This window comes from Variovorax sp., assembly GCF_035634955.1.
GTDB lineage: Bacteria > Pseudomonadota > Gammaproteobacteria > Burkholderiales > Burkholderiaceae_C > Variovorax.
On sequence record NZ_DASQBZ010000027.1, the window covers coordinates 128,589 to 139,820 of the forward strand.

At 69.9% G+C, this 11,232-nt stretch carries 11 protein-coding genes; 8 read left to right on the forward strand and 3 right to left on the reverse strand.

Annotated features, from left to right (window positions below):
* Positions 1-5 precede the first annotated feature (5 nt).
* The 3 genes from VES41_RS18785 to VES41_RS18795 all read right to left on the reverse strand — a co-directional run bounded on the left by VES41_RS18785 (position 6) and on the right by VES41_RS18795 (position 3,227).
* Entirely contained in the window at positions 6-875 is an 870-nt protein-coding gene (locus VES41_RS18785; RefSeq protein ID WP_414719181.1) for a quinoprotein dehydrogenase-associated putative ABC transporter substrate-binding protein, read from the reverse strand.
* Positions 872-1,261 (reverse strand): cytochrome c, encoded by a 390-nt coding sequence (locus VES41_RS18790; protein ID WP_324820161.1) that lies wholly within the window; start codon positions 1,259-1,261, stop codon positions 872-874. The genes VES41_RS18785 and VES41_RS18790 overlap by 4 nt, the downstream gene beginning before the upstream one ends.
* 145 nt (positions 1,262-1,406) lie before the next feature.
* A complete protein-coding gene (locus tag VES41_RS18795) occupies positions 1,407-3,227 on the reverse strand; it encodes a methanol/ethanol family PQQ-dependent dehydrogenase (protein ID WP_324820163.1) in 1,821 nt (606 codons plus the stop codon).
* 400 nt (positions 3,228-3,627) lie between these two features.
* Here VES41_RS18795 and VES41_RS18800 point away from each other — a divergent pair, with 400 nt between their 5' ends.
* Genes VES41_RS18800 through VES41_RS18835 form a run of 8 tightly spaced genes read left to right on the forward strand, consistent with a single transcriptional unit; the run spans position 3,628 to position 11,214 of the window.
* On the forward strand, positions 3,628-4,377 hold the full coding sequence (locus VES41_RS18800) for an ABC transporter ATP-binding protein (protein WP_324820408.1): 750 nt from the start codon (positions 3,628-3,630) through the stop codon (positions 4,375-4,377).
* A complete protein-coding gene (locus VES41_RS18805; RefSeq protein WP_324820165.1) occupies positions 4,374-5,369 on the forward strand; it encodes a PQQ-dependent catabolism-associated beta-propeller protein in 996 nt (331 codons plus the stop codon). Before VES41_RS18800 ends, VES41_RS18805 begins: the two co-directional genes overlap by 4 nt.
* On the forward strand, positions 5,366-6,532 hold the full coding sequence (locus VES41_RS18810; protein ID WP_324820167.1) for a branched-chain amino acid ABC transporter substrate-binding protein: 1,167 nt from the start codon (positions 5,366-5,368) through the stop codon (positions 6,530-6,532). The genes VES41_RS18805 and VES41_RS18810 overlap by 4 nt, the downstream gene beginning before the upstream one ends.
* Positions 6,514-7,389 (forward strand): ABC transporter permease, encoded by an 876-nt coding sequence (locus VES41_RS18815; RefSeq protein WP_414719183.1) that lies wholly within the window; start codon positions 6,514-6,516, stop codon positions 7,387-7,389. The genes VES41_RS18810 and VES41_RS18815 overlap by 19 nt, the downstream gene beginning before the upstream one ends.
* The gene (locus tag VES41_RS18820) at positions 7,386-8,381 is read left to right on the forward strand and encodes a tripartite tricarboxylate transporter substrate binding protein (protein ID WP_324820169.1); all 996 of its coding nucleotides are present in this window, start codon (positions 7,386-7,388) and stop codon (positions 8,379-8,381) included. Before VES41_RS18815 ends, VES41_RS18820 begins: the two co-directional genes overlap by 4 nt.
* Before the next feature lie 17 nt (positions 8,382-8,398).
* Entirely contained in the window at positions 8,399-9,421 is a 1,023-nt protein-coding gene (locus VES41_RS18825; RefSeq protein ID WP_324820172.1) for a MoxR family ATPase, read from the forward strand.
* Between the two features lie 25 nt (positions 9,422-9,446).
* A complete protein-coding gene (locus VES41_RS18830) occupies positions 9,447-10,304 on the forward strand; it encodes a DUF58 domain-containing protein (protein WP_324820174.1) in 858 nt (285 codons plus the stop codon).
* Between the two features lie 7 nt (positions 10,305-10,311).
* Positions 10,312-11,214, forward strand: coding sequence for a hypothetical protein (locus tag VES41_RS18835; RefSeq protein ID WP_324820176.1), 903 nt, complete (start codon positions 10,312-10,314; stop codon positions 11,212-11,214).
* Positions 11,215-11,232: the final 18 nt, after the last annotated feature.

The window sequence follows — 11,232 nt, forward strand, 5'->3', positions numbered from 1 at the left end:
CGTGCCTACTGCCTGGGCGTCTCGAAGGACGCATCGACCTGCGGCACGGCGAACTCGGCCAGGATGGCCTGGATCTGCGCGCGGTTGGCCTCGATGAGGCCCTCGACCTGCTGCTTCCATTCGCGCTCGCCGTAGCGCACGCCCATTGCCATCTGGTAGTCGAACTGCACCCCGCGCTCGGACTTGAGCGGCACCACCGTCAGCGCGGGCGACTTGACGCGCCTGGCGTAGTAGCCGGCGATCGGGCCCCAGACGATGGCGGCGTCGAGCTTGCCGCTGGCCAGGTCGTTCTCGATGATCTGACCCGGGTACTGGGCCGGGTCGGCGTTCATGATCTTGTAGGGCACGCCCCGATCGACCAGGTTGTGCTTGTTGAGCCACGCCGATGCGGGCGAAGCGTCGTACAACCCGATGCGCAGCTTGGCGAGCACGGCCGGGTCGAGCTTGAGGAAGTCCTCGCCCGACCTGACGCCGTCGAGACCCTTGCCCTGGGGAAACACCAGCGCGTAGGTGGAGTGGTAGTAGGGCTTGGTGACCGAAACCTGGTCGTAGCCGGCCGGCACGCCCATCACGATGTCGCAGGGGTAGTCCTGCCCCGGCAGCTTGAAGCGCAGCGTGTTGCGGATGAAGGCCAGGCGCTGCGGGAAGGAGTAGTACACCACCGGCAGCCCCATCGACTTGCCGAACACCTCGGCGATCCGGTTCTCGATGCCCTCGCCCTTCGTGTTGGAGAAGGGCAGGTTGTTCGGGTCCTGGCAGACGCGCAGCGCCGTGCGCGGCGCCGGCGCTTCCTGCTGCGCCGCCGCATTCCACGCAGCGGCCGCCAGCGCCAGGGCCATGGCGCCGCGGGCGCAACGGGTTGCTGAGGCAGTCATTGGGGTAGTTCTTCGACCTTCGCCCGGGTGATCGTGCCGTCCGAGCGGCCCTTGAGGTACATGTAAAGCTGGTTGATGTTCTGCATCACCACGGGGCTGTTGCCGAAGCTCTGCATGCCTTTCTCCAGCCGCCCGTCGCGAACGGTCTTGATGAAGTCGTCCTTGGACAGCGTCTTGAGGCTGTTGACCAGCGACGGACCGACCAGGCCCTCCTGGTTGGCGCCGTGGCAGCGGTCGCACGCCGCCGCGCGCCAGGCCCGGAAGCCCTTCATCGTCTCGCTGTCGACCTTGTAGCCGTCGACCACTTTCGCCTTGTCCTCTGAATGTGCGGCGCCTGCAATGCAAAAGATCGCGCAAGCACCCAGCAATGCCTTTTTCCAACTCATCGGTTCTTGATCCATGTTATTGAAGGAATGGCAGACGGCTTGCGTGAGGCATGCCGTCTCCCCGGATCAGGCCGGCGCAAACCCGGCGCTGGAATGCGGGTGCCGGAGTGGGCTGTCCGGCACGCGCACTTGTCTCCTGACGCTTTCAGTTCGGCAGGGCGAAGACGGTCAATGATCCTCCGAGTTCGGTGTACTGGTTGAGTTCGCGGTACCCGCCCACGGCGCCGAGGCCGTCCGTGTCCTTGTCCAGGCCTGCCGCCATGCCGATGCCGGCCCAGCCGCCGATGCCCGAGAACACGCCCATGTACTGCTTGCCCTTGTGCTCGTAGGTGAACACGTTGCCGATGATCCCCGAGGGCGTCTTGAACTTGAACAGTTCCTTGTTGATGTCCTTCTTGTCGACGCACTTGAGGTAGCCCTCGAGCGTGCCGAAGCAGGACAGCCCGCCGGCGGTGTTGAGCACGCCGCTCCAGACCGAGAACTTCTCCGGCTTCGTCTGCACGATCTTGCCGTTGCCCGCGTCCCAGGCGATCACGTTGCCCATGCCGCCGTGGCTTCCCGGGGCAGGGAACATCGACAGCGTGGCGCCCACGTAGGGCTGGCCGGCGGTGTACTCGACCTTGAACGGCTCGTAGTCCATGCACACGTGGTTGGTCGGCACGTAGAACAGCTTGGTCTCGGGGTCGAACGCCGCCGGCTGCTGGTCCTTGGTGCCCAGCGCGGCCGGGCAGATGCCCTTGGTGTTGACGTCCGGCCCGCCCTTGGCGGTGGAGTACTTGGCCACCACCTGCGGGCGGCCGGTCTTCATGTCGACGTGGGTGGCCCAGTTGACCTGCGGGTCGTACTTTTCGGCGACCAGCAGCGCGCCGGACACGCGGTCGAGCGTGTAGCCGAAGCCATTGCGGTCGAAGTGCACCAGCGCCTTGGTCGGCTTGCCCTTGACGTCGATGTCGGCCAGGATCATCTCGTTGACGCCGTCGAAGTCCCATTCGTCATACGGGGTCATCTGGTAGGCCCACTTGGCCATGCCGGTGTCGACGTCGCGCGCGAAGATGGTCATCGACCACTTGTTGTCGCCAGGACGCTGCGCCGGGTTCCAGGTCGACGGATTGCCCGTGCCGTAGTAGACGAGGTTGAGCTCCTTGTCGTAGCTGAACCAGCCCCACGTGGTGCCGCCGCCGATCTTCCACTGGTCGTCCTTCCAGGTCTTGAGCGACGAGTCCTTGCCCACCGGCGCCATCTTGCCGTCGGTCCAGGTCATGGTCTTGTCGGGGTCCATCAGCATCTCGGCGTCGGGGCCGGTGCTGAAGGCCTTCCAGACCTGCTTGCCGGAGTTCAGGTCGTAGGCGGCCAGGAAGCCGCGCACGCCCCACTCGCCGCCGCTGATCCCGGTGATGACCTTGTCCTTGAAGACGTGCGGCGCGTTGGTGTTCACGGCGCCGAGCTTCGGATCGCCGTTCTTGACTGTCCACAGCACTTTCCCGGTCTTGGCATCGAAAGCCACCAGGTTGCTGTCGGCCTGCTGCAGGATGATCTTGCCTTCGGCGTAGGCCAGGCCGCGGTTGACCGTGTCGCAGCACATCTGCGGGATCACGGCAGGGTCCTGCTTGGGCTCGTATTTCCAGACGATCTTCTGCGTGTTCAGGTCGATCGCGAAGACCTTGTTGGGAAACGGCGAGTGCAGGTACATCATGTCGCCGATGACCAGCGGCGAGCCTTCGTGCCCGCGCAGCACGCCGGTGGAGAACGTCCACGCGACCTGCATCTTGCCGACGTTGCCGGCGTTGATCTGATCGAGCTTGCTGTAGCGCTGGTTGTACATGTCCCCAGCCTGCACAGCCCAGTTCTTCGAGTCGGCGATGTTCTTCTCGACATCCGCATTGGCCAAGGCCAGCGTCGGAACCACGAGTAACGCCCCGGCAAGCCAACGCCATGGGCGCGCCCGGAATAGCCCGCAAATTCGCATGGAAGTCTCCTTGTTCTGAAGCCAACAGCCCGCCCGCGCGGAAGCGCCGAAAGGGCGACCGCCGCGCCCCGGTGAGGGCGCCGGCATCTGCCCCAAATGCAAGTTGCGCGCCCGCGCCGCGTTAGGTGGAAACCCTATTGAAGACGTGCATCGGCGCGATGAACGTCGGGCCTTCGCGGACGGTTGCGCCACGGGCGGTTTTCCCTTGACACCGCACCGGGTTCCGCGCTCTCGTAGGGGTTGCTGCGCCGGATTTGTGGCAACCACTTTCGACACAGAGTGTTTCACCGGCAGGCCGCCTGGCACACGTCCCGGACACGCTGTCCCACGGGCGTGACTCGCGGCCCGTCTATTGCTTGATCGGCTCCATCTCATGCCATTGACGCCCGAACCGACGACCATGCTGCGCACCGCCGGCCTGACCAAGCGCTACGGCGCGCGGGCGGCGTTGCAGAACCTGTCGGTCAGCCTGTCGGCGGGGCAGTTCGTGGCGCTGCTCGGCCCCAACGGCGCGGGCAAGTCCACGCTGTTCCAGGTGCTCACCGGGCTGTTCGCGGCCGACGAGGGCGAGGTGGAGGTAGCCGGCCATTCGATGGCGCGTGCGGCTACCGCGGCACTGCGCCATATCGGCGTGGTGTTCCAGCAGTTGTCGCTCGACCTCGACCTGAGCGTGCGCCGAAACCTGCTGTTCCAGGCCGACCTGCACGGGCTGCCGCGCCGGCTCGCCGCCGAGCGCATCCAGGCCGGTTGCGCGCGCCTGGGCATCGAGGCCGACCTCGATCGCCGCGTGCGCGAACTGTCCGGCGGCAACCGGCGCAAGGTGGAGCTGGTGCGCGCCTGGCTGCACCAGCCGTCGGTACTGCTCATGGACGAGGCCACGGTGGGGCTGGACCCGCGTTCGCGCCAGGACCTGCTGCGCGCCATCCACGCCGACGTGCGCGAGCGCGGCGTCTGCGTGCTGTGGGCGACGCACATGGTCGAAGAGGCCGGCGGAGCCGACCGGGTGCTGGTGCTGCACAAGGGCGCGCTGCTGGCCGACGGCACGCCGGCGCAGGTGACCGAGGCGCTGGGCGGGCCCACGCTGGAGGCCGGCTTCATCGCGCGCACGAGCGACGAACGCAACGCCAGGAACAAGGAGACCGTGACATGAGTACAACGAGGAAACGACCTGCATCGCGCGCGGTGCGCCTGGCCGCGTCCATGCTGGGCGGCCTGTGCCTGGCCGGGGCGGCGCTGGGGCAGGGCACGGCGTACGTCTCCAGCGAGAAGGATCCGGCGATCACGCTGATCGACCTGGGAACGCTGACCGTCAAGGGCACCATTCCCACGTGCAAGCGGGGCCGCCACATCCAGCTGACGGCGCAGGGGCAGATCATGCTGGCCTGTACCGAATCCAATGCGGCAGACGTGATCGACCCGGCCACCGGCAAGTCGGTGCGGCGCATTCCGCTGGGCGACGAGCCCGAGGCCTTCGACCTGTCGCCGGACGGCAGGACGATCTACGTGTCGAACGAGGACGAGGGCGCGGTCAGCTTCATCGATTCGGCCAACGGCAAGGTCCTCAAGACCATCAAGGTCGGCCAGGAGCCCGAAGGTGTCAAGGTCAGCGCGGACGGCGGCACGCTGTACGTCACCTCCGAGGTGGCGAGCCTGGTGCACGTCATCGACGTGGCCAGCGCCAAGGTGGTGAAGAACGTGAAGGTCGGCAAACGCCCGCGCCGCATGGCCTTCACGCCCGACGGCAAGGAGCTGTGGGTCAGCAACGAGCTCGACGCCAGCGTCAGCATCATCGACACCGCCACCCGGGCCGTGACCGGCACGCTGAAGTTCCAGGTCAAGGGTGCGCGCAGCGAGGACATCACGCCGGTGGGCATCCAGATGTCGCGCGACGGCAAGCGCGCGTTCGTGGCGCTGGGGCGGGCCAACCACGTCGCCTTCGTCGACGTGCCGCAGCGCAAGGTCACCGACCTGGTGCTGGTGGGCAAGCGGGCCTGGAACGTGACGCTCGACAAGGCCGAGGCGCGGCTGTACGTGGTCAACGGCCTGAGCGACGACGTCACGGTCGTCGACGTCGCGGCCGCCAAGCCGATCAAGAGCATTCCGGTCGGGCGCGTGCCCTACGGCCTGGTGGTGGTCGAATGAACCGTACGGCCCGTTGCGCGGCGTCGGCGCTGCTGGCGCTGGGGCCGGTGGCGTTCGCCGCGGCCGCCACGCTGAAGGCCACGCTGCTCGTGCCGGACCCGGATGCGCGGATGGACCGCTCGCGCCTGGAGCGCCATTACCTCGGCCACTCCGGCGGCCCGGCCGGCGATGGCCTGCAGGTGGCGCTGGAGGAGGGGCAGTTCGAGCTGCAGGCGGTCGATGCCGCCGTCGAGCTGGAGACGAAGACGGCCGATTCGGCCGCGGCGGCGCGCAGCGCGGCGCAGGCGGCCGAGAAGGCGGGCGCGGCGGTGCTGGTGACGGACCTTCCGGCCGACTGGACGCTGGCCGCGGCCGACGCCGTGAAGGTGCCCGTGCTCAACGTCGGCGAGGCCGCCGACCGCCTGCGCGAGCAGGACTGCCGGTCGCAGCTGTTTCACATCCTGCCCAGCGAACGCATGCGCGCCGACGCGCTGGCGCAGACCCTGGTCTCGCGCAAGTGGACCAAGGTGCTGCTGCTGGTCGGCCCGAGCCCGCAGGACCAGCTTCGGGCGGCCGCTGCGCAGGCCTCGCTCAAGCGCTACGGCCTGCAGGTGGTGGCCAGCAAGTCGTTCAAGCTCTCGGGCGACCCGCGCGAGCGCGACCTGGCCAATCCGCTGCTGCTGACGGCGGGCAGCACCTACGACGCGGTGTGGGTGGTCGACAGCGACGGCGAGTTCGCGCGCGGGCTGCCCTACCGCACCGTGCTGCCGCGTCCCGTGGTGGGCGACGCGGGGCTGGTGGCGCTGGCCTGGCATGCGCAGTTCGAGCGCTATGGCGCGCCGCAGGTGTCGCGCCGTTTCGCCAAGGCCGTCGGCCGGCCCATGACGGCGAACGATTGGGCCGCCTGGATGGCCGGCAAGGCGCTGGTCGCCGTCGCCACCGCGGCGCCCAAGGGGCCTGCGGCGGCCTGGGCCAAGGCGCTCGGCGCGACCCCGCTGGACGGATCCAAGGGCACCTCGCTGAGCTTTCGGCCGTGGGACGGGCAGCTGCGCCAGACGCTGCTGCTCACCGACGGGCAGGGCGTGATCTCGCAGGCGCCCGTCGAAGGCCTGCTGCACCCGAGCAACGTGCTGGACACGCTGGGCGCCGACGCCCCGGAGAAGAAGTGCAAGACGATGCCCTGATCCAGCCGCCGGCCGTGCCGGCGCAGCCCGCGCGCCGCGCCGCGCTGCCGCACGCCCTGCAGGGCATGCGGGCGATCGTCGTGCGCGAGCTGTTCAAGTTCTCGCAGCAGACCGGCCGGCTGGTGTCTGCGCTGGTGCGGCCGCTGCTGTGGCTGGCGGTGTTCGCGGCCGGCTTTCGCAACGTGTTCGGCGTCGCGATCGTCGAGCCGTACGACACCTACATTCCCTACGACGTCTACATCGCGCCGGGCCTGGTGGGCATGGTGCTGCTGTTCAACGGCATGCAGTCGTCGCTGGCCATGGTGTACGACCGCGAGATGGGCCTGATGCGGCTGCTGCTCACCGCGCCGCTGCCGCGCGCCTGGCTGCTGTTCTGCAAGCTCTGCGCGACCGCGTTGCTGTCGGTGCTGCAAGCGCTGGCGTTCGTGCTGGTCGCCGCGCTGCTGGGCACCGAGCTGCCGGTGTTCACGCTGGGCGGTCTGCACGCGCTGCTGGCGCTGGCCTGCGGCGCCCTGATGCTGGGCGCGCTGGGCCTGCTGCTGTCGGTCTACATCAAGCAGCTGGAGAACTTCGCCGGCACGATGAACTTCGTCATCTTCCCGATGTATTTCATGTCCACGGCGCTCTATCCGCTATGGAAGCTGCAGGAGTCGGGCGCCGAATGGGTCTATCAGCTCGCGCGCTTCAACCCGTTCACCCAGGCGGTCGAGTGGATGCGCTTCGCGCTCTACGGCAAGGACCCGGGCGCGGCGCCGTGGATCGTGCTGGGCTGCCTGGCGGCCTTCTTCCTGCTGGCTTGCTGGGGCTACGACCCGCAGCGCGGCTTCGGCGGCCTGACCAGGCGGGGCGGCCCGTGAACCGCGACCGGCGCCGCTGGCTGGCCGGCGGCGCGGCAGCGCTGGCCCTGGGCGGCGTGACGCTCGGGCCGCCGGTGGGCGCGTGGACCGGCGAGCCCTTTCCGTCACGCCCCGTCACGATGTGGGTGCCCTGGGCCGCGGGCGGGGCGACCGACCTGTCGCTGCGCCTGCTGGCCGAACTGGCGGCGCCGGCGCTCGGCCAGCCGGTGATCGTCGCCAATCGCCCCGGCGCCGGCGGCACGCTGGCCATGCCGGTGCTGACGCAGGCCGAGCCCAACGGCTACACCATCGCGCAGATGCCGCAGCCGGTCTTCCGCGCCCCGTTCGTCACCAAGGTGCTGTGGGACCCGGTGCGAGACGTTACGCCGATCATCCAGGTCTCGGGCGTGACCTTCGGCGTGCTGGTGCGCGCCGCCAGCCCGCTGCGCGCCATGGACCAGCTGTTCGCCTTCGCGCGCTCGCGCCCGGGCGAGCTGACCATCGCCACCAACGGCATCGGCACCACGCCGCACCTGGTGCTCGAGACCCTGTTCACCGAGCGCGGGCTGCGCTACATCCACGTGCCCTACAAGGGCACGTCCGAACTGACGCTGGCGGTCGAGTCGGGGCAGGTCATGGTGGGCGTCAACTCCACCGGCTTCGGGCCCGAGGTGGACGCCGGGCGCCTGCGCCTGCTGGCGACGCTGGGCCAGGAGCGCTCCCGGCGCTGGTCGCAGGTGCCGACGCTGCGCGAGCTGGGCTACGGCATCGTCGCCATGTCGCCCTACGGCCTGTCCGGCCCGCGGGGGCTGCCCGACGAGGTGGTGAAGGTGCTGCACGACGCCTTCAGGCAGGCGATGTTCGACCCGCGCTTCATCGAGGACCTGGCGCGCTACGACCAGGAGGTCACCTACCTCGGGCCGCACGACTACGCGCGGGCCTGCCGCGAAGAGTACGAGCGCGAGCGGGCGGCGGCCGAGCGCATGAAGAACACCCGCAGCACGGGCAGTTGACGACACCGGAGACACCGATGAACCGTGACGATGCCCTGATGAGCGACTGGCGGGCGCGCGCGCTGCGGCTCGAGGCCGAGGTCGCCAGGGCGGTGGTCGGCCAGGCGCGGGCCATCCGCCTGATCAATACCGCCGTGTTCGCGCGCGGCCACGTGCTGCTGCAGGGCGACGTGGGGGTGGGCAAGACCACGCTGCTGCGCGCCTTCGCGCAGGTGCTGGGCGGCGATTTCGCCCGCATCGAGGGCACCATCGACCTGATGCCCGGCGACCTGGTCTACTACACCTACATCAGCGCCGATGGCAAGCCGGCGGTCGAGCCTGGGCCGCTGATCCGGCACGGCGAGAGCCTGGCGATCTTCTTCTTCAACGAGATCAACCGGGCGCGCCCGCAGGTGCATTCGCTGCTGCTGCGCGTGATGGCCGAGCGCAGCGTGTCCGCGTTCAACCGCGAGTTCCGCTTCCCGCACCTGACGGTCTTTGCCGACCGCAACCGGGTCGAGCGCGAGGAGACTTTCGAGATCTCGGCCGCCGCGCGCGACCGCTTCATGCTCGAGGTGGCGATCGACGCGCCGGCCGGCGACGCCGAGCGCCGCACGCTCATGGTGGAGCCGCGCTTTCACGACACCGAGCGGCTCATCGGCGACCTGGGCGGCGCGCTGGTCGACCACCGCGAGCTCAACCAGGTGGGCGAGCTGATCCAGCGTGGCGTGCAGGCGTCGGAGGCATTGCAGGCCTATGCCCTGCACCTGTGGAGCGCGACGGCGGCGCCGGCCGACTTCGGCGTGCGCCTGCCGGATCTGGATACCGCGCAACTGATGTTGGCCGGGGCCAGCCCGCGCGGCATGAGCCTGCTGCTGCGCGCAGCGCGGGTGGCCGCCTGGCTGGACGGGCGCGGGCATGTCACGCCCGAGGATGTCCAGGCCGTGTTCGAGCCGGCCATCGCGCATCGCCTGTGCTACCAGCCGGTGTACGAGATGCGCCGCCAGGACATCTCGCCGCGCCTGATGCGCGCCATCGTGTCGAGCGTTGCGGCGCCGTGAGCCCGGCCATGCGAGGAGACCCGCGATGATGCAGCCGCCATCGGTGCCGCAGGAGCTTCACTACCGCATGGGTTCGCCGGCGCCGGGCCATTTCCCCGGGTCGCACCGCAGCACGCGGGGCGAGGGCGGCTTCGAGTTGCGCGGGCATGCGCCGCTGCTCGACGTGCCCGACGCGCGGCGCCTCGACCTGCACGCCAGCCTGCGCGATCCCTTCGGCCAATGGGTGGTCCGCGTCTACAGCCAGCGCAAGGCGATCCAGGTGGTGCTGGTGGCCGACCTGTCGGCGTCGATGGGCTTCGCCGCCACGCGCCGCAAGCTGGACGTGATGGCCGATCTTGTCGACAGCCTGGCCTGGTCGGCCTGGCGCCAGGGCGACAGCTTCGGCTTCATCGGCTGCGACGGCGAGGTGCGCGAGGACCTGCTGCAGCCGCCCACGCGCGTGCGCGGCGTGGGTGCCGCGCTGGCGGGCCGGCTGCGCGCGCTCGATCTGCAAGGCACGTCGGCCGACGCGCTGGCCCTGGCTGCCGTGCACCTGGGACGGCAGCGTTCGCTGGTGTTCCTGGTGTCCGACTTCCACCTGCCGCTGCCGCGTGTGGAGGCCGTGCTGGCGTCGCTGGCCCATCACGAACTGGTGCCGGTGGTGTTGTGGGACCCGGTGGAATTCGACCTTCATGCGCGCAGCGGACTGGTGCGCGTGCGCGACCCGGAAGGCGGGGCGCCCAGGCTGGTGTGGTGGCGCCCCTGGCTGCGCGAGAAGTGGCAGGCCGCGAGAGACGCCCGCCGCGCGGCGCTGCTGCAGGTCTTCGAGAAATACCGGCGCAGGGCCCACTTCATCGAGGGCGCCTATGACGCCGACGCGCTCACGCGCCATTTCCACACCTAGGACGCACATGAAAGCCGGCGCGCGCACCTGCTGGGCCGCCTTGCCGGGCTGGCTGGCCGCGGCCGCCTGCGCGGCACAGCTGGACCTGCGCACGCAGGAGCCGCGCGCCTTCGGCTGGCAGCTCGGCGACGTGGTGGCGCGCACCGTCACGGTCGACGTGCCGGACGGACTGGTGCTCGACGAGGACAGCGTGCCCCGCCCCGGCGCGCGGGGGCGCGCCCTCGAATTGCGCAGCGTCACGCGGCTCGACGGCGGGATCGACGGCGGGCGGCGCCACGAATTGAGGCTGGCCTACCAGGTCTTCCTGTCGCCGCGCGAGCCGCGCGTGCTGGAGATGCCCAGCTTCCGCCTGCGCTTCCAGGGGCAGCCGCGGGCGCAGGAACTGCTGGTCGAAGCCTGGCCCGTGACGGTGTCGCCGCTGGTGCCGGCGGACGCGCCGAGCCGGCGCGGCCTGGGCGAACTGCGCCCCGACGCGGCCCCGCCGCTGCTCGACACCCGGCCGGCCAGGCTGAGACTGGCGGGCTACGGCGTCGCGGCGCTGCTGCTGCTGGGTTGGCTCGCGCACGTGTACGTCGGCCTGCCGTGGTGGACGCGCAGGCACCGGCCCTTCACCATGGCCTGGCGCCAGGTGCGCACGCTGGCGCCGGACACGCCGCCGGGCCAGTGGCAGCAGGCCTTGCGCGAAGTGCATGGCGCGCTGGACAGGAGCATGGGCGAGGTGTTCTTCGAGCAGGACATCGACCGCTTCGTGCGCCGGCGTCCGCAGTTCGCGCCCTTGCGCGGCGAGCTGGCCGCCTTCTTCCAGGCCTCGCGCCACGAGTTCTTCGGCGAGGGCCGGGGCCCGGCCGACCGGCGCTGGCTGGTCGAGTTCTGCCGCCGCTGCCGCGATGCCGAAAGGGGTGCGGCATGAAACCCGCGGCCGGGTGCC

What these genes read in the sequence shown, in the direction of transcription:
- VES41_RS18785 (WP_414719181.1), bottom strand. Translation starts at nt 875, where the DNA reads ATGACTGCCTCAGCAACCCGTTGCGCCCGCGGCGCCATGGCCCTGGCG.
- VES41_RS18790 (WP_324820161.1), bottom strand. Translation starts at nt 1,261, where the DNA reads ATGAGTTGGAAAAAGGCATTGCTGGGTGCTTGCGCGATCTTTTGCATT.
- VES41_RS18795 (WP_324820163.1), bottom strand. Translation starts at nt 3,227, where the DNA reads ATGCGAATTTGCGGGCTATTCCGGGCGCGCCCATGGCGTTGGCTTGCC.
- VES41_RS18800 (WP_324820408.1), top strand. Translation starts at nt 3,628, where the DNA reads ATGCTGCGCACCGCCGGCCTGACCAAGCGCTACGGCGCGCGGGCGGCG.
- VES41_RS18805 (WP_324820165.1), top strand. Translation starts at nt 4,374, where the DNA reads ATGAGTACAACGAGGAAACGACCTGCATCGCGCGCGGTGCGCCTGGCC.
- VES41_RS18810 (WP_324820167.1), top strand. Translation starts at nt 5,366, where the DNA reads ATGAACCGTACGGCCCGTTGCGCGGCGTCGGCGCTGCTGGCGCTGGGG.
- VES41_RS18825 (WP_324820172.1), top strand. Translation starts at nt 8,399, where the DNA reads ATGAACCGTGACGATGCCCTGATGAGCGACTGGCGGGCGCGCGCGCTG.
- VES41_RS18830 (WP_324820174.1), top strand. Translation starts at nt 9,447, where the DNA reads ATGATGCAGCCGCCATCGGTGCCGCAGGAGCTTCACTACCGCATGGGT.
- VES41_RS18835 (WP_324820176.1), top strand. Translation starts at nt 10,312, where the DNA reads ATGAAAGCCGGCGCGCGCACCTGCTGGGCCGCCTTGCCGGGCTGGCTG.